Source organism: Sphingomonas sp. Ell38C01 (genome assembly GCF_055231975.1).
Genome location: NZ_JBUYVA010000001.1, coordinates 2,642,568 through 2,660,587, shown reverse-complemented (window position 1 = coordinate 2,660,587; position 18,020 = coordinate 2,642,568). Strand labels below are relative to the sequence as shown.

13 protein-coding genes are annotated in these 18,020 nt (G+C 69.3%); 5 read left to right on the top strand and 8 right to left on the bottom strand.

The window, feature by feature from the left end; translation table 11 throughout:
- Window positions 1-35: 35 nt before the first annotated feature.
- The gene (locus ACV7NO_RS12520) at window positions 36-1,190 is read right to left on the bottom strand and encodes an acyl-CoA dehydrogenase family protein (protein WP_463406316.1); all 1,155 of its coding nucleotides are present in this window, start codon (window positions 1,188-1,190) and stop codon (window positions 36-38) included.
- Window positions 1,191-1,334: 144 nt separating this feature from the next.
- Between ACV7NO_RS12520 and ACV7NO_RS12515 the strand changes: the two genes are divergently transcribed.
- Window positions 1,335-2,336 (top strand): fumarylacetoacetate hydrolase family protein, encoded by a 1,002-nt coding sequence (locus ACV7NO_RS12515; RefSeq protein WP_463406315.1) that lies wholly within the window; start codon window positions 1,335-1,337, stop codon window positions 2,334-2,336.
- A gap of 155 nt (window positions 2,337-2,491) precedes the next feature.
- Here the strand turns inward: ACV7NO_RS12515 and ACV7NO_RS12510 are convergent, their stop codons facing one another.
- The 3 genes from ACV7NO_RS12510 to ACV7NO_RS12500 all read right to left on the bottom strand — a co-directional run bounded on the left by ACV7NO_RS12510 (window position 2,492) and on the right by ACV7NO_RS12500 (window position 8,652).
- A complete protein-coding gene (locus ACV7NO_RS12510) occupies window positions 2,492-5,842 on the bottom strand; it encodes an error-prone DNA polymerase (protein ID WP_463406314.1) in 3,351 nt (1,116 codons plus the stop codon).
- Between the two features lie 154 nt (window positions 5,843-5,996).
- A complete protein-coding gene (locus tag ACV7NO_RS12505; protein ID WP_463406313.1) occupies window positions 5,997-7,979 on the bottom strand; it encodes a Y-family DNA polymerase in 1,983 nt (660 codons plus the stop codon).
- On the bottom strand, window positions 7,894-8,652 hold the full coding sequence (locus ACV7NO_RS12500; protein WP_463406312.1) for an ImuA family protein: 759 nt from the start codon (window positions 8,650-8,652) through the stop codon (window positions 7,894-7,896). Before ACV7NO_RS12500 ends, ACV7NO_RS12505 begins: the two co-directional genes overlap by 86 nt.
- 175 nt (window positions 8,653-8,827) lie before the next feature.
- Here ACV7NO_RS12500 and ACV7NO_RS12495 point away from each other — a divergent pair, with 175 nt between their 5' ends.
- The 4 genes from ACV7NO_RS12495 (at window position 8,828) to rarD (ending at window position 13,655) form a co-directional block, all read left to right on the top strand.
- Window positions 8,828-10,123, top strand: a complete 1,296-nt coding sequence (locus tag ACV7NO_RS12495; RefSeq protein ID WP_463406311.1) for a thiamine pyrophosphate-dependent enzyme — start codon at window positions 8,828-8,830, stop codon at window positions 10,121-10,123.
- Between the two features lie 175 nt (window positions 10,124-10,298).
- Entirely contained in the window at window positions 10,299-11,303 is a 1,005-nt protein-coding gene (locus ACV7NO_RS12490) for an alpha-ketoacid dehydrogenase subunit beta (protein ID WP_463407340.1), read from the top strand.
- Between the two features lie 4 nt (window positions 11,304-11,307).
- Entirely contained in the window at window positions 11,308-12,684 is a 1,377-nt protein-coding gene (locus tag ACV7NO_RS12485) for a dihydrolipoamide acetyltransferase family protein (protein WP_463406310.1), read from the top strand.
- A gap of 83 nt (window positions 12,685-12,767) precedes the next feature.
- Complete coding sequence (gene rarD, locus ACV7NO_RS12480) at window positions 12,768-13,655, top strand: EamA family transporter RarD (protein ID WP_463406309.1); 888 nt, start codon at window positions 12,768-12,770, stop codon at window positions 13,653-13,655.
- Between the two features lie 18 nt (window positions 13,656-13,673).
- Here rarD and ACV7NO_RS12475 read toward each other — a convergent pair whose 3' ends face one another.
- The 4 genes from ACV7NO_RS12475 to ACV7NO_RS12460 all read right to left on the bottom strand — a co-directional run bounded on the left by ACV7NO_RS12475 (window position 13,674) and on the right by ACV7NO_RS12460 (window position 18,018).
- Window positions 13,674-14,447 (bottom strand): SDR family NAD(P)-dependent oxidoreductase, encoded by a 774-nt coding sequence (locus tag ACV7NO_RS12475; protein WP_463406308.1) that lies wholly within the window; start codon window positions 14,445-14,447, stop codon window positions 13,674-13,676.
- A gap of 60 nt (window positions 14,448-14,507) precedes the next feature.
- The gene (locus ACV7NO_RS12470) at window positions 14,508-15,704 is read right to left on the bottom strand and encodes an acetyl-CoA C-acyltransferase (protein WP_463406307.1); all 1,197 of its coding nucleotides are present in this window, start codon (window positions 15,702-15,704) and stop codon (window positions 14,508-14,510) included.
- Window positions 15,705-15,724: 20 nt separating this feature from the next.
- Window positions 15,725-16,459 (bottom strand): carboxylesterase family protein, encoded by a 735-nt coding sequence (locus ACV7NO_RS12465; RefSeq protein WP_463406306.1) that lies wholly within the window; start codon window positions 16,457-16,459, stop codon window positions 15,725-15,727.
- A gap of 116 nt (window positions 16,460-16,575) precedes the next feature.
- Window positions 16,576-18,018, bottom strand: a complete 1,443-nt coding sequence (locus tag ACV7NO_RS12460; protein ID WP_463406305.1) for a glucoamylase family protein — start codon at window positions 18,016-18,018, stop codon at window positions 16,576-16,578.
- Window positions 18,019-18,020: the final 2 nt, after the last annotated feature.

Below are 18,020 nucleotides of genomic sequence, written 5' to 3'. Positions count from 1 at the left end.
GCCCGGGGTGACGGTTCGTGCGAAACCCGCACGCCCTACAGCTTGCGGCCGATCACTTCCTTCATGATCTCGTTCGTGCCGCCATAGATGCGGCTGACTCGGGCGGCGCGCCAGCTGCGGGCGATGGGATATTCGTTCATGTAGCCCGCGCCGCCGTGGAGCTGGAGGCACTTGTCCATCACCTCCCATTGCAGATCGGTGTGCCACAGCTTGGCGGCGGCGCCTTCCTCGTTGGTGAGTTCGCCCGCGAGGTGGCGCTTGATCGCCCAGTCGAGATGCGCCCAGCCGACCTGGAGCTTGGCCTTCAGGTCCGCGAGGACGAAGCGGGTGTTCTGGAAATCGAACACCACGCCCGCGAACGCCTTGCGCTCCTTGGTGAAGGCGACCGTCTCGTCGAAGGCCTTCTGCGCGGAGGCCTGGACCGACACCGCGATCGAAAGGCGTTCCTGCGGGAGCTGGCTCATCAGGTAGATGAAGCCCATGCCCTCCTCGCCGAGGCAGTTGGTGATGGGGACACGGACATCCTCGAAGAACAGCTCGCTGGTGTCGGCGGCGTCCTGCCCGATCTTGTCGAGCTTGCGACCCTTGGCATAGCCCTCGCGGTCCGCCTCCACGAGGATGATCGACATGCCCTTGTACGCGGGCTTCGCGTCGGGATCGGTCTTGGCGACGACCAGCGTCAGGTCGGCGTTCTGGCCGTTGGTGATGTATGTCTTGGAGCCGTTGATGACGTAGTGGTTGCCGTCCTTCTTCGCGGTGGTGCGGATCGACTGGAGGTCGGATCCGGTGCCCGGCTCGGTCATCGCGATCGCAGTGACGATCTCGCCCGACACCATCTTCGGGAGCCATTCGGCCTTCTGCTCGGGGCTGCCGTAATGCTCGATATAGCCAGCCACGATATCCGACTGGAGCGAGAAGCCCGCCGGCACGCCCGCATAGGCCATCTCCTCGTCGACGATCGCGTTGTAGCCGAAATCGAGGCCGAGCCCGCCAAACTCCTCGGGCACCGTCGGGCACAGCATGCCGACCTCGCCCGCCTGCCGCCAGAAGGCTTTCGGGACGAGACGGTTCTTCTCCCACTCGTCGACATGCGGGACGCCATCCTTCGCCAGGAAGCTGCGGACCGTCTGGCGGAACGCCTCGTGATCTTCGTTATAGGCGAAGCGGCCGGGCAAGGTATCGAGCGACATGGCGTTCCTCTCGGGGAGATGGTTTTGCCGCAGTCTCGCGAGGGGCAGGCATCGGGTCAAGTAACTTTTGTTATGGAAGCCGGGGCGGGTTCCCCCATGCGTTCGGGGCGGCTAGTCTCGGACAAAACCACGAGAGGACCCTGCATGAAACTCGCCAGCCTGAAGCACGGACGCGACGGCAAGCTCGTCGTCGTGTCGAACGATCTCGCCTGGTACGCGGACGCCGGGCATATCGTGCCGACGCTGCAGGCCGCGCTCGACGACTGGGACCGGGTCGCGCCGCAGCTCGAACTGCTGGCGACCGACCTGGAGCACGAGACGATCCCGCGCGGCCGCTTCCACGAGCACGATGCCGCGGCGCCACTGCCGCGCGCGTACCAGTGGGCGGACGGCTCCGCCTATGTGAACCATGTCGCGCTGGTGCGGCAGGCGCGCGCGTCGGAGATGCCCGAGACGTTCTGGCACGATCCGCTGATGTACCAGGGCGGCTCCGACGGGTTCCTCGGCGCGCGCGACCCGATCCCGCTCGCCGACGAGGCGTGGGGCTGCGACATGGAGGCCGAAGTGGTCGTCGTCACCGGCGACGTGCCGCTGGGCGCGACGCGCGAGCAGGCGCTGGACGCGATCCGGCTGGTCGGGCTGACCAACGACGTGTCCTTGCGCAACCTGATCCCGGACGAACTGGCCAAGGGGTTCGGCTTCTTCCAGTCGAAGCCCGCCAGCGCGTTCTCGCCGGTGTTCGTGACGCCGGCGGCGCTCGGCGACTGGTGGCAGGACGGCAAGCTGCACCGGATCCTGAGCGTCGACCTGAACGACAAACCGCTGGGCCGCGCGGATGCGGGCGAGGACATGACGTTCGATTTCGGCACGCTGATCGCGCATGCCGCCAAGACGCGCGCGCTGGGCGCGGGGACGATCGTGGGATCGGGCACCGTCTCCAATCGCGGGCCGGACGGCGGGCCGGGCAAGCCGGTGTCGGCGGGGGGCGTCGGCTATTCCTGCCTCGCCGAGGTGCGCACGATCGAGACGATCGAGGGCGGCAAGCCGGTGACGCCGTTCCTGAAGACGGGCGACACCGTGCGGATCTGGGCGGAGGACGAGCGGCACCACCCGATCTTCGGAACGATCGAGCAGGTGGTGGGGTAGGGGGGCCGGGGGCCGGACAGGCTTGAGCCAGCACCGTCATCCCCGGCGAAGGCCGGGATCCACCGGGCCGCATGAGTCGAAGCGTTCGGACTCTTGGTGATGTGGATCCCGGCCTGCGCCGGGATGACGATTGGGGGCGGGAATCCCGCGTCGCGTCAGTGGAAATCGTGGCTCCTGATCGGGATGATGTCGGCCTTCCCGCGGTCGCGATAGTGATAGTCGGTGCGGGGTTTCCAGCCGCTCTCCTTATATCCCGCATCGCCGCGATCGGGGGCGCCGGGATAGGTGGCGCCGTCGCCGCGCGAGACCATGCGCGGGAGGTCGATCTCGCCGACCTGGCGGAGCATCGGCGTCAGGTCGGTGACGCGGTCCGCGATGACGTGGATGACGAGGCCTTCCTTCTGGACGCGGCCCCTGATCGACACCATCGCGGAGGACATCACGGTGCGGCGCTGCGCTTCGAACCGGTCGGGCCAGAGGATGCCGTTCGCGATCCCGGTCTCGTCCTCCAGCGTGATGAACAGCACGCCCTTCGCGCTGCCGGGGCGCTGGCGGACGAGGATGATGCCCGCGACCTCGACCGCGCGGCCGTCCTTCAGCCCGGCGAGGCTGTCGCACGGGACCATGCCCCGGCGGGCCAGTTCGGCGCGCAGGAAGCTCAGGGGATGCGCGCGTAGCGACAGCTGGGTCGCGCGGTAATCCTCGACGACCTCGCGGCCGGCGGTGAGCGCGCGCAGGATCGTCGGCGGCTCGTGCGTCTGCGCGAGCGCCAGGAGCGGGGGGAGCCGTTCGCCCAAGCCCCGAATCGCCCACAGCGCCTGCCGGCGATCGAGGCCGAGCGCGTGGAAGGCATCGGCCTGTGCAAGTGTCTCCAGCGCGGCGGCGGCGACGCCCGAGCGGCGCGACAGGTCCTCGATCGAGGTGAAGGCGCGTTCGGCGCGGGCGACGAAGATGCGGCCGGCGTCGTCGGCGGAGAGGCCGGTGACGAGGCGGAGACCGAGGCGGAGGGGGAACAGGCCCTTTCCGTTCGTTTCGAGCGAAGTCGAGAAACCATCACGCGCGCCCGGTCCACGTTTCTCGACTTCGCTCGAAACGAACGGGGGGGCGAGGATCGTATCCCACTCGCTCTCCATCACGCAGACCGGGCGCATCGTGACGCCGTGCGCGCGCGCGTCGCGGACGATCTGGGCGGGGGCGTAGAAGCCCATCGGTTGCGCGTTGAGCAGCGCGGCGCAGAAGACGTCGGGGTGGTGGCACTTCATCCAGGACGAGGCGTAGGCGATCTTGGCGAAGCTGGCGGCGTGGCTTTCGGGAAAGCCGTAGCTGCCGAACCCCTCGATCTGCTTGACGAGGCGCTCCGCGAACTCCTGCGTGATGCCGTTGGCGAGCATTCCCGCGATCAGCTTGTCGCGGAAGATGCCGACGCCGCCGGTCGCCTTGAAGGTGGCCATCGCGCGGCGCAGATTGTCCGCCTCTCCGGGTGTGAAGCCGGCGCCGATGATCGCGACCTGCATCGCCTGTTCCTGGAACAGCGGAACGCCGAGCGTCTTCTTCAGCACCTTTTCCAGTTCGGGGCTGGGATATTCGACCGCGGCGCGGTTCTCGCGGCGTTTCAGATAGGGGTGGACCATGTCGCCCTGGATCGGGCCGGGGCGGACGATCGCGACCTGGATCGCGATGTCGTAGAAGCAGGTGGGCTTCATCCGCGGGAGCATCGACATCTGCGCGCGGCTCTCGATCTGGAACACGCCGAGCGTATCGGCACGCGCCATCATCGCGAAGGTCGCGTCGTCCTCGGCCTGGAGGATGGGGGCGTCCATCGTGATCGCGAGGCCCTTGTGCGCCTCCAGCAGCTCGAACGCGCGGCGCATGCAGCCGAGCATGCCGAGCCCGAGGATGTCGACCTTCATGAAGCCGAGTTCCTCGATATCGAGCTTCTCCCATTCGACGACGCGGCGGTCGATCATCGCGGCGGGCTCGATGGGCACCAGATCGTGGAGCGCATCGCGCGTCAGGACGAAGCCGCCGGGATGCTGCGACAGATGGCGCGGGGTGCCGTTGAGCTGTGCCGCGAGATCGAGCGTCAGCGCGAGGCGCGGCTCGTCCTTGTCGAGGTTGAGCGCGGCGACGTGCGCGTCGGGGACGCGCTCGCTCGACCAGCCCCAGACCTGGCCCGCGAGCGCGGCGGTAACGTCCTCGCTGAGCCCCATCACCTTGCCGACCTCGCGCACCGCGCCGCGGGTGCGGAAGCGGCTGACGACCGCGGTGAGCGCGGCGTGATCGTGGCCGTAGGTCTCGTAGATCCACTGGATCACTTCCTCGCGGCGCTCATGTTCGAAATCGATGTCGATGTCGGGGGGCTCGTGGCGCTCCTCCGAGACGAAGCGTTCGAACAGCAGCTGGTGCTCGACCGGATCGATCGAGGTGATGCCGAGCACGAAGCAGATCACCGAATTGGCCGCCGATCCGCGCCCCTGGCACAAGATGCCGACCGAGCGCGCGAAGCTGACGATCGAGTTCACGGTGAGGAAATAGGGCGCGTAGTCCATCTTCCCCACAAGCGCGAGTTCGTGCTCGAGCAGCTCGGCATAGGCTGTCGGCACCGGGCCGACGAAGCGGCGGGCGAGCGCGTCGCGGGCGAGCTTTTCGAGCGCCTGCAGGGGCGTGCGACGGTTCATCACGCGCTCGTCGGGATATTGATAGTCGAGGGAGCGCAAGGAGAAGCGGCAGCGCTCGACGATCGCCTCCACCGCCGCGAGCGCGCGCGGGTGGTGGCGGAAGCGGCGCGCCATCTCGTGCGCGGCGTGGAGGTGGCGGCCGGCGTGCCGCTCGCGGCGCAGACCGAGGTCGTCGATCGTGCATTTCTCGCGGATCGCGGTGACGACGTCCTGGAGCATGCGGCGCCCGGGTTCGTGGAACAGCACGTCGCCGGTCGCGAGCGACGTCAGGCCGTGCGCGTCGGCGGCGGCTTCGGTGTCGGCTAGGCGCGCGGCGTCGCCGGGGCGGCGGTGGTGGGTGAGGCAGACATGGCCTCGCCCCGAGCCCTGCCCCGCGAAGACGTCCGCCATCCAGCGCAGCGCGTTCGGGTCCGCACCGTCGCGGTCGGGGACGAGCGCGGCGACGAGGCCGTCGGCATGGGCGGCGACGTCCTCCCAGTGGAGAAAGCACCGGCCCTTCTCGCCGCGTTGCGGATCGGCGCGCGCCTTGCCGAGCGTGAGCAGGCGGGTGAGGCGGCTCCACGCGGCGCGGTCCTCGGGCCAGACGAGGAGGGACGTGCCGCAGGCGAGGTCGAGGCGGCAGCCCGCGATCATGCGGACCGGGCGGATGTCGCGCGTCACCTGCTCCGCGGCGACGAGGCTGCGCACGACGCCTGCGACCGAGTTGCGGTCGCAGATGCCGAGCGCGGGGAGGCCGAGTGCGGCGGCGGCGAGGAACAGGTCCTCGGGCGAGGACGCGCCGCGGAGGAACGAGAAGTGGGTGGTGACCTGGAGTTCGCTGTAGGTCATCGGGCTACCTTGATCCTCCCCTGCAAAGGGAGGTGTCGCGAAGCGACGGAGGGGTATCGCGCGTGGCGATGGTGCGCCCGGACCGGACCGGGGAATACCCCTCCGTCAGGCTTCGCCTGCCACCTCCCCTTGCAGGGGACGAACTGAGATACCTTCATCCGAAGCTTCCGTGGATGAACCATGCCAGGTCGCCCGTCTCGGCGCGGACGCCGTCGCCGCGACGGAAGAGCCAGAAGCGGTGGCCCGCCTCGTCCTCGACCTGGAAATAGTCGCGTACCGCGTGGCGCTCGCTGCCGCGCTTCCACCATTCGCCCTCGATCCGCTCGGGGCCGTCGGCGCGGACCACGACGTGGCGATCGCCGCGCCAGGTGAAGCGGCGCGGGGGCAGGTCGGGCAGTTCGGCGACGACATGGTCGAGCGGCTCGGGACGGCGGAGCAGGCGGACCGGGCGCGGCCAGCGTGGATGCCACGGGTGGTCCGCGCCGCGCCGGTCGAGCCGGCGGATGTCGTCGGGCCGGAGCGTGGGGGCGTCGCGTGCCGGGGGATCGAGCGGGGCGGTGGTGGCGGTGGAGCGTTCGGGGACGTCGCTCTCGACCGGGGTGGCGCGCCAGAGCCGTGCCGTGCCGACGCGGTTGGCGAGCGTGTCGATCAGCGGCGCGAGATCGGCGGTGCGCTCGACAAGGTCGTCGTCGAAGGGTTGCGCGTCGAGCGGATCGGAACGGCGGACGTGGAGCGCGAGCGCCTCGATCCCGAAACCGGGGTCGATCGTGTCGATCCGGCGCACGAGGAGGCGCAGCATGTGCGTCGGATCGCGGGTGGCGCGGGCGAGACCGATGCGCAAAACCTGCCGGTGGTCGTCGACGCGCGTCGCGACGAAGGCGAGCATCCGCGCGCCGAGGCCCGCCTTGGCAAGGTCGATCGCGAGGCGTGCGACGAGCGGGGCGAGCCAGTGCGCGATCGCCTCTGCGGTGGCGATGGGCTCGGCGAAGCGCTGCTCGACCGCGATCCGCTCGGGGGGGATGACCGGGACGAGCGGTTCGGGCGCGCGGCCGAGCGCCTGGTCGAGACGCAGCGCGACCTGCGTGCCGAACCGGCGGATCAGCGGCGCGCGGGGCATCGCGGCGAGATCGCCGATCGTATCGACACCGAGGCGTGCGAGGAGGTCGATCGCGGTCGGATCGAGGCGGAGCGCGGCGGTGGGGAGCGGGGCGAGGGTTTCGGTATTCCGGGTGGGGGGGATGTGAAGGGTGTTGGTGATCGGTCGAGGGCTCCACCCCGGCGAAGGCCGAGGCCCAGTCGCAATGACCGTCGTTTTCAGGTCAGCCCTGTCCTTGCCGTTGTTGCGCGACTGGGCCCCGGCCTTCGCCGGGGTAGTGCGTTGGCGTCGAGCCTGCGTTTCGGGGACGTGGGACACGAACCGCGCGATCGCCCAGGCGGCGCCGGCGGTGTCGGCGATCGCGATACGGGCGGTTATGCCGGCGCGGGCGAGGAGGCGTGTGAGCGCGCGCGCCATGCGGGCCTCGCCGCCGTGGAGGTGGGAGACGCCGGTGAGGTCGATCAGCAGGCCGTCGGTGCCGTCGATCGCGACGATCGGGCTCCAGCGGCGGGCGAGCAGGGTGGCGAGCGCGGCGAGGTCGGCAGCGTCGCCGGCTGGATCGGCGTCGCGGACGACGAGCGCGGGGACGCTGGCGCGTGCCTGCGTCAACGCCATGCCGGGGACGATGCCGAGCGCGCGCGCCTCGGGCGAGGCGCCGACGATCTCGACGCGGCTGCCCGTCTTGTGGACGGTGACGAGCGCCCCGACCGCAGGCGGGGGAAGCGCAGGCGCGACGGTTCGAACGGCGCGGCGGACGGTGCCGGGCGCATCCGGTACGAGGCGTGCGCCCTCGTCGGGCGGCATCGGGCGGAAGGGATGCGCGCGTGCGCCGGTGACGGCACCACCATCGTCGCCGGGGAGGCGGGGATAGGCGGTCGCCTCGTCACGGGCCCAGCGGGCGCCGGGACGCCAGCCGCGGGTGCCGAGCGCGAGATCGGCATGCGTCGGCGCGCGCTCAGGCGGCGGCGCGAGTGTCGGCTCTGCCCGCCGGACGCGGTCGATCGACCAGTCGGGCAGGTAGAGCGAGGCGACCCGTTTCATCGCTGGCCTCCACCGTGAGTTCGAAGGGATCGCCGCCGCGCTGGCGGACGCAGGACAGGTGCCAGCGGGGGCGGCCGACGCCGGCGGTCCGCAAGGCGCGCGAGGGCGCGCTGGCGACGCGCCAGCGGGTGAGCGCGGCGGAGGGGACGCCGAGCGGATCGACGCCGTCGCGGGCGTGGCGCTTCATCAGCAGCGCGATCGTGCGGCCCCCTTCCGCGGCCAGCTGGAGCCGGCGGGTGGCGGGCATCGCGACGCGCTTGGCCTCGCCGATCACCGCGCCGAGCCCACGGTGGCGCAGCCCCTCTTCCATGAGGGCCAGGAGCTCGGCATCGTCGGCGGCTTCGGCATAGATCACGCGTTCGGGGGCGAGACCGGACTGGTAGAGGCCGGGCGCGAACAGGTCGCGGCGGCGCACCACCCACAGCACCGGGCCCCACGCACGCGCGGCGACCCCGGCGACGAACAACGTGGCCGAGGCGTCGTCGCCCATTGCGGGGGTGGCGGCGGCCACCTCGTGAAGCGCGTCGAGCCGGAGACCGGCGGCGGCCAATCGCGAATCGAGTGCGTCGATCCCGAACGGGAGCGCCTCGCGCCGACGGTGTCCGTCGCCCTCGATGGCGCGGAGCGTTTCGCGCAGGGTGATGAGGACGCTCGACTGGGGCACGATGGGCACGACTCGGGTTGCGGCTGATCGTTCTTATTTTGTTCTTTATTCTCAGCGAGTCAATCCGGCTCGAACGCTGTGCCGGTCGGACGAACGGTCTTGAAATTATATTTCAATGGCGCGAAAGGAATACCCGAGCGTTCCAACCGACGCCAAGACACTGGAGAGAGACGTGGGAGAGCCGATGCCGGATCCCGTACGCCCGAATTTGCCGCCCCCGAACCTGCCGGCGTTGTCGCTGCACGTGCCGGAGCCGAAGTTCCGCCCGGGCGATACGGTGGACTTCACCGAAGTGCCGATCCCTCCCGCGGGCGAGACGCGCCGCCCCGACACCGCCGACCGCGCCGATACGTTCACCGACCTGGCCTATGGTCTGGTGCGCGTGCTCGACGATGCGGGGCAGGCGGTGGGGCCGTGGGACCCGCGGCTCGATCCCGATATGCTGCGGCGGATGCTGCGCAGCATGGCGCTGGTCCGCGCGTTCGACGAGCGGATGTTCCGCGCGCAGCGGCAGGGCAAGACGAGCTTCTACATGAAGTGCACCGGCGAGGAGGCGGTGTCCGTCGCGGCGGCGCATGCGCTCGATTACGAGGACATGTGCTTCCCGTCCTATCGCCAGCAGGGGCTGCTGATCGCGCGCGGCTGGTCGATGGTCGACATGATGAACCAGATCTATTCGAACCGCGGCGACCGGTTGCAGGGCAAGCAGCTGCCGATCATGTATTCGGTGAAGGAGGCGGGGTTCTTCTCGATCTCCGGCAACCTGACGACGCAATATCCGCAGGCGGTGGGCTGGGCGATGGCCAGCGCGGCGAAGGGCGATACGCGGATCGCGGCGACGTGGTGCGGGGAAGGGTCGACCGCGGAGGGCGACTTCCACTCCGCGCTGACCTTCGCGACGGTGTACCGCGCACCGGTGATCTTCAACGTGGTCAACAACCAGTGGGCGATTTCGAGCTTTTCCGGGTTCGCGGGTGCGGAGGCGACGACGTTCGCGGCGCGTGCGGTGGGGTATGGGATCGCGGGCCTCAGGGTCGACGGGAATGACGCGCTGGCGGTCTATGCCGCGACGATGTGGGCGGCGGAGCGTGCGCGGACCAATCAGGGCCCGACGCTGATCGAGCACTTCACCTATCGTGCCGAGGGGCATTCGACGTCGGACGATCCGGGGCAGTATCGCTCCGCGGGCGAGCCGACCGCGTGGCCGCTGGGGGACCCGGTGCGGCGGCTGAAGGATCACCTGATCGCGATCGGCGAATGGGACGAGGAGCGCCACGCCGCGCAGGACCGCGAGCTGGCCGAACAGGTGAAGGCCGCGCAGAAGGAGGCCGAGAAGAACGGCATCCTGGGGCATGGCCTCCACCAGCCGCTCGATACGCTGTTCGACGGGGTGTTCGAGGAGATGCCTTGGCACCTGCGCGAGCAGCAGGCGCAGATGATGGCGGAAGAGACGGAAAGCGGGCGGCCATGGGATCGGTGATGGCGTTGCGTCCCGCCCACGGAGGCGGGAATCCCGCTTGCGACCATAGCCTGTGCGGCATCTGCACGAGATGGATCCCCGCCTGCGCGGGGATGACGGAGTGTGTGTGGTGAGTGATGTGATCGAAACTCCGGACACCGGCACCACCGAGGCGGAGTCCGCAGACACCGCGCGGATGAACATGATCCAGGCGATCAACTCCGCGATGGACGTGGTGATGGATCGCGATCCGGACGTGATCGTGATGGGCGAGGATGTCGGCTATTTCGGTGGCGTGTTCCGCGCGACCGCGGGGTTGCAGGCGAAATACGGCAAGCGTCGCGTGTTCGACACGCCGATCACCGAATGCGGGATCATCGGCGTCGCGGTGGGGATGGGAGCCTATGGCCTGCGTCCCGTGCCCGAGATCCAGTTCGCGGATTACATCTATCCTGCGCTCGATCAGCTGGTGAGCGAGGCGGCGCGGTTGCGCTATCGTTCCGACGGCGAGTTCACCGCGCCGATCACGGTGCGCTCGCCGTTCGGCGGCGGGATCTTCGGGGGGCAGACGCATTCGCAGTCGCCGGAGGGGATCTTCACGCATGTGTCGGGGCTGAAGACGGTGATTCCGTCGACGCCGTACGACGCAAAGGGGCTGCTGATCTCCGCGATCGAGGACAATGATCCGACGATCTTCTTCGAGCCCAAGCGGATCTACAACGGCCCGTTCAACGGCCATTGGGATCGCCCCGCGGAGAACTGGTCGAAGCATCCCGCGGGCGACGTGCCGACGGGCTATTACAAGATCCCGCTGGGCAAGGCGAACGTCGTCCGCGCGGGCGAGGCGGTGACGATCCTGGCGTACGGAACGATGGTGCATGTGTGCCTGTCGGTGGTCGCGGATGCGGGGATCGATGCCGAGGTGATCGACCTGCGCACGCTGGTGCCGCTCGACATCGAGACGATCGAGGCGTCGGTGACGAAGACCGGGCGGTGCCTGATCGTCCACGAGGCGACACGGACCGGCGGGTTCGGTGCGGAGTTGTCCGCGCTGGTGCAGGAGCGGTGCTTCCACCATCTGGAGGCGCCGATCGAGCGGGTGACGGGGTTCGACACGCCATATCCGCACAGCCTGGAATGGGCGTATTTCCCGGGACCGGTGCGGATCGGCATGGCCCTCAAGAAAATCCTGAAGGACTAAGGCGATGGCGCGCTTCACGTTCAAACTGCCGGACATCGGCGAGGGCATCTCCGAGGCCGAGATCGTCGCGTGGCACGTGGCGGTCGGCGACCGGGTGGAGGAAGACCAGCAGATCGCGGACATGATGACCGACAAGGCGACGGTCGAGATGGAGTCGCCGGTGTCGGGCACGGTCGTCGAACTGGCGGGCGAGGTGGGCGACCAGGTGTCGATCGGCGCCGCGCTGGTGGTGATCGAGACGGATGCGGCGGACGTGTCCGCGGAGGAAGCGCCCGCGCTTGGGGGCGTGCCGCATGACTTGAAGGCGGCACCGGCCAGTGCTGCGCAGGCAGAGACGGCGGAGCAGTATGAGGCGGAGAATCCCGGGGTGGAGGAGGTGGCCGAAACACCTCTCCCTCTCCCTCTCGCGGAAGGGGCTAGGGGTGAGTCCTCGAGCAACCCGCCCGCACCGCCTGCTGAAAGCGCGAGCTCGCGCTCGGCCCCTCCGGCAAGCGGGAGGGGAGACGAGAAGGTGCTCGCATCCCCCGCCGTGCGGGCGCGCGCGAAGGATCTGGGCGTCGATCTCGCGACCGTGAAGTCGGACAGCGACCGGGTTCGTCATGCCGATCTCGACGCGTATCTGCGCTATGGTTCGGGACAGGGCTATCATGCGCCCGGGGCGAGCCGGGCGCGTGAGGACGAGGCGGTGAAGGTCATCGGGATGCGGCGGCGCATCGCGGAGAACATGGCGGCGTCGAAGCGCAACATCCCGCACTTCACCTATGTCGACGAGATCGACGTGACCGCGCTGGAGGCGATGCGCGGCGACCTGAACGCCAATCGCGGGAGCCGTCCGAAGCTGACGATGCTGCCGCTGATGATCGTCGCGATCTGTCGCACGCTCCCGGAGTTTCCGATGCTCAATGCGCGCTATGACGACGAGGCGGGCGTCGTGACGCGGTCGGGCCGGGTGCATCTGGGCATGGCGACGCAGACCGACGCTGGGCTGACGGTGCCCGTCATCCGCGACGCGCAGGATCGCAACGTCTGGCAGCTGGCGACGGAGATCACCCGGCTGGCCGAGGCGGCGCGCGCGAACAAGCTGGCGCCGTCCGAGATGGGCGGGGGGACGATCACCATCACGTCGCTCGGGCCGCTGGGCGGGATCGCGACGACGCCGGTCATCAACCGGCCCGAGGTGGCGATCATCGGGCCGAACAGGATCGTCGAGCGGCCGGTGTTCGTTGATAATGGCAGGGGGGGCGACGACATCCGGCGTGCCAAGCTGATGAACCTGTCGATCAGTTGCGACCACCGCGTCGTGGATGGCTGGGATGCGGCCAGCTATGTCCAGGCGCTGAAACGCTTGCTGGAGACGCCGGTGCTGCTGTTCGCGGAGTAGCTGCCTTGCAATAACCTGCGCTTGATCGCGGAATAGGTTCCGACGGGTTGCGGTCGGGTGCCACAGCGTCGAGAGGGCGGGGCATGGCATCATCCGACACGACGCGAAACGGCCTGATCCTGGGCGTCGGCGCCTACACGCTGTGGGGCATCCTGCCGCTGTACCTCCGGCTATTGCGCGGCGTGCCGGCGCTGCAGGTGGTGGCGCACCGGGTGGTGTGGTCGCTGTTGCTTCTGCTGGTGATCGTGGTGGTCCTGCGACGGACGCGCGCGATCGCGCAGGCGGCGCGAGGGCGCACGTTGTTGCTGCTGTTCGGCAGCGCCGTGCTGATCGCGATCAACTGGCTGGTCTATATCTGGGCCGTCCAGCACGCGCATGTGCTGGAGGCGAGCCTGGGCTATTTCATCAACCCGCTGGTCAACGTCGCGCTGGGCGCGGCAATACTGGGCGAGCGGGTGCGGCGCGTGCAGCTGGTGGCGGTGGCGATCGCGGCGGCGGGCGTGGCGGTGATGGCGGCGTCCGGCGGCGGGGCGTTGTGGATATCGCTGGCGCTGGCGTCGAGTTTCGGCGTCTACGGGCTGATCCGCAAGGTCGCGGCGATCGACGCGCTGGGCGGGCTGACGGTGGAGACGTTGCTGCTGGCGCCCCTATGCCTGGCGATCATCCTGTTCGCCGGCGCGACCGGCGAGGGCGCGTTCGGGCGGACGGATTCGACCGATGCGCTGCTGGTGCTGGCGGGCGCGGTGACCGCGGCGCCGCTGCTGATGTTCGCCGCAGCGGCGCGCAAGCTGCGCTACGCGACGATGGGATTGCTGCAATATATCGCGCCGACGCTTCAGTTCTTCGAGGCGGTGCTGCTGTTCGGCGAACGGGTGCGCCCGGCGCATGTCGTGACGTTCGTGCTGATCTGGACGGGATGCGCGCTGTATGCGTGGGACAGCCTTCGTGCGACGAGGGCGGAGCGCGGATAGCGGCAACGGTCGTCGCGGCTACTCCCGCGTCTTCTGGAGCGCGCCGACCAGTCGGCGCGCCAGGCCTCGCGTCATGAAGCGGGTCGACGCAGCGGCGACCGCGTTCGTCCTGCCTGAGACGCGGACCGCGCGGTTGGCCTCGAGCGCCGCGATGCCGTCGCGCACCACGGTGTCTGTGTCGCTGGCGAAGCGTTCCAGCACCGCGCTGTTGCCCATGCCCGCGACCTGGGCGAACTCGGTGCGGGTGGGGCCGGGGCACAGCGCGGCAATATGGACGCCGCCAGCTTTCACTTCCTCGTGGAGCGCTTCGGAGAAGCTGAGGACGAACGCCTTGGTGGCGTAATAGGTCGCCATCCACGGGCCGGGTTGAAACGCGGCGGTGGAGGCAATGTTGAGGATGCCGCCCTTGCCCGCCGCGATCATCCCCGGCAGCACCGCATGTGCCAACGCAGCCAGCGCGCGGCAATTGACGTCGATCTGGCCGAGATGGGTCTCGATCGGTGCGTCGGCGAAGGCGCCGCTGGTGCCGAAGCCCGCATTGTTGACAAGCGTGTCGATCGTCATGCCGGCGGCGGCGATCTCCGCGATCAACCGCGCGGGGGCGGCATGGTCGGCGAGATCGGCCGCGACCACATGGATCGCGACGTCGTGCTTCGCCCGCAGTTCAGCGGCGAGCGTTTCGAGGCGACCGGCGCGTCGTGCGGTGAGTATCAGGTCGCGGCCCTCGGCAGCATAGGCGCGCGCAAACCCTTCGCCGAGCCCGGCGGACGCGCCCGTAATCAGTGTCGCCATGATGCGCTCCCGCGAAGGCGTGACCCGGACCGGACCGCAGCCTTCGCCGGGGTACAGGACTCACACGATCTCGAACAGCCCGGCCGCGCCCATGCCGCCCGCGGTGCACATCGAGACGACGACGTAGCGCACGCCGCGCTTGCGGCCCTCGATCAGCGCGTGGCCGACGAGGCGGCTGCCGGTCATGCCGAAGGGATGGCCGACCGCGATCGCGCCGCCGTTGACGTTGTACTTGTCGGGATCGATGCCGAGATGATCGCGGCAATAGAGGCATTGCGACGCGAACGCCTCGTTGAGTTCCCACAGGCCGATGTCCGACACCGACAGTCCGGCGCGGTCGAGCAGCTTGGGGATCGCGAAGACGGGGCCGATCCCCATCTCGTCGGGCTCGCAGCCCGCCGCCTGGAAGCCGCGATAGAGGCCGAGGATGGTCTTGCCCTCCGCCTTCGCCGTCGCGTGGTCCATCACGATCTGCGCCGCGGCGCCGTCGGAGAGCTGGCTGGCGTTGCCCGCGGTGACGTTGCTGCCGGGGCCGGTGAAATCGCCGCCGGCCCAGACGGTCTTGAGGCCCTGCAGCCCTTCGAGCGTGGTGCCCGCGCGGATGCCCTCGTCCTGCGCGATCGTGACGGTTTCGGTGCCGGTCTGGGTGCCCGCCTTGTCGAACAGCGCCTTCTCGACGGTGATGGGGACGATCTCCTCGGCGAACGCGCCGCTTGCGATGCCGGCGGCGGCGCGCTGCTGGCTCTGCGCGGCATAGGCGTCCTGCGCGGCGCGGGTGATGCCGTAGCGATCGGCGACGATCTCCGCCGTCTCGATCATCGGGATATAGGCGGCGGGCACCTTGTCGGTGACGCTGGTGTTGACGTAGCGCGGGGCGTCCTTCGTCACCGTGTAGCTGATCGATTCCATTCCGCCTGCGAGCGCGACGTCGATATCGCCCGCGATGATCGAGCGCGCGGCGAGCGCAACCGCGGTGAGGCCCGAACCGCATTTGCGATCGAGCGTGAAGGCGGGGACGGAGTGCGGCAGCGCGCCCGCGAAGATCGCCATGCGGCCGGCATTGCCGCCCTGCGTGCCCCACTGGTTGCCGATGCCCCAGAACACGTCGTCGATCCGCGCGGCGTCGATCCCGGCACGTTCGACCGCGGCGTTCATGACATGGCCCGCGAGGACCGGCGCCTCGGTCGCGTTGAACGCGCCGCGATAGGCCTTGCCGATGGCGGTGCGGGCGGTGGCGACGATCGCGGCTTCGCGCATTGGGTATCCTCTCCGAGAAATTACCGGGGCGGGATAGCGCGCCTTTGCTCGAGGAACCAGCGATAGAGTATGTCCTCGCCATACGCCTGGTCCCAGCTGTTGTGGTTGGTGGCCGGGTAGACGGTGAGGCGCGGCTGGACGGCGGGGGCGGGGCACTGGCGGATCGCCTCGACCATCGCGAAGCTGCCGACCGGGCGGACGATGTCGTCATTGTCGCCGTGGAACGCCCAGACGGGCAGATCCTTGAGGTTGCACGCGACCGCAGGGTCGCCGCGCCCGGCGACGGGGGCGATCGCGGCGAAGAGGTCGGGGCGTTCGGCAGCCCAGCGCCAGGTCGCATGGCCGCCGCGCGACAGGCCGGTGAGGTAGATTCGGGTAGCGTCGGTCCGGTACGTCTTGCGGAGGCTGGCGACGAGCGCGTTCAGCTTGGCGGTATCCCAATCGCCGTCCGCCTCGAGCAGCGGCGAGGCGAGGAGCATCGGGAAGCCGGGGTGCGTCGCGACCATCTGCGGCGGGCCGTGGGCCTTCACCTTCTCGATATCGGCGCCGCGCTCGCCCGAGCCGTGGAGGAAGATCATCAGCGGCCATTGCTGCCGGCCCGACGCGTCGTAGCCACGGGGGACGAAGAGTTGATAGGAATAGCCGGCGGGGGAGACGGCGGGTTGCGGCGTCTGTTGGCCTTCGGGCGCGCGGGCCTGGGCGAACGCGGGCGTGGAGGCGAGGAGGAGTGCGAGGGCGATGCTCAGGCGTTTCATCGTTTGTCTTCCCTTGAACCGTTCGTTTCGAGCGACGTCGAGAAACGCGATGCGGGTGGCTGGCAACGTGTCTCGACTTCGCTCGACACGAACGGACGTTGGAGGATTCCTTACCCTTACCCCAGCCATCCGCCGGTGAAGCCCGCCACCTTAAGTCCGCGGCGGATCGCGGGGTTGCGGCGCATCACCTGCCAGATCAGGCCGGTCCGCCAGTTTTCGATCATCGCGACGATCGGGCCCTGGTCGATGCCGAGATAGTCGTCGTCGAACCAGCCGAGGCCCTCGACGATCCGCCCCTTGTCGACGACGCCTTCGGTGAGCGTCGGGTTGAACGAATCGAGGAAGCCGTATTTGCCGTACAGCGCGTCGCCGTAGCGCGCGCGCATCGCGGCGATCGCGGGGCGGACGATCTCGGGCGCGAATGCGATCGAGGCGGCGGCGGCGGTGGGGGCGAGCGTGCCGTCGTCGAAGCCGTCGGGCAGGCCGACCGGGCCGCGCGCGGAATAGCCGGTGAAGCCGCGTTCGCGACCGTCATAGGTGCGCTTGATCCCGCCGGGGCCATCGCACGCGGTGAGGCCCCAGATGTCGGGGCCATAGCCTGCGAACCCGCCGGGGTTGGTCGTCGCGTAGCCGCGCTGCCAATGGGTCGCGCGTCGGCTGTTCTCGAAATAGTCGAACCCTTCTGCACGCATCGTCGCATCACGGATGCCGCGGAAATCGACCCAGACATGGCTGTACTGGTGGCCGAAATGCGGGGCGAAGGCGAGGTGGCGGGTGTCGCCCTCGCCGCGCCAGCTTTCGCCATAGGTGCTGGACCAGCCGGCCCAGGCGTCCGCGCCGAGCGCGAAATCGGGGTTCGGTGCGCCCGTCGCGAGGAGGTAGACGAGCATGGCTTCGGTATAGCCGTACCATTTGCGCTTGATGAACCCGCCCTCGGGGTCCCAGCCCATCGAGACGCGTTTGTCACCGGCGTCGCGCTCGTTCTGGAACCAGCGCCAGTCGCAGCGGGCGTAGAGCCTGTCGGCGAGGTCGCGGATTTCAGCCTCGGCAGGGTCGGCTCGGTCGAACCAGCCCGCGGCGAACAGGACGCCGCCAAGCAGCAATGTGGTGTCGACCGATGACAGCTCGGTCTTGCGGAAGCGCAGCCCGGTCTTCGTGTCGAGGAAATGGTAGAAGAACCCCTTGTAGCCGGCGACGCCACTGGCCTGCGGACCCTGCGGCAGGTTCCAGAGGAAACGCAGCGTGGCGAGCGTGCGGTCGCGCGCCTCGGTGCGGGTGATCCAGCCGTTGACGACGCCGACCGGATAGGCGGTGAGCGCGTAGCCGATCGCGGCGATCGAGGAGAAGGAGGGCGTAGGCCAGCGATCGAGCGCGAGCCCGGTCTTCGCATCTGTGGTGTCGAGAAAGAAGCGGAAGGTTCGCTCCTGCAGGTCGCGGAGCAGCGGATCGTTGCGGTCGACCTGCGTCGCACGCGGCGTGGCGCACGCGGTGGCGAGGCCGGCGAGCCCGAGGCCTCCGCTCGCGAGCAGCCGGCGGCGGTCGAGGGCGGGCAGGGGCATGA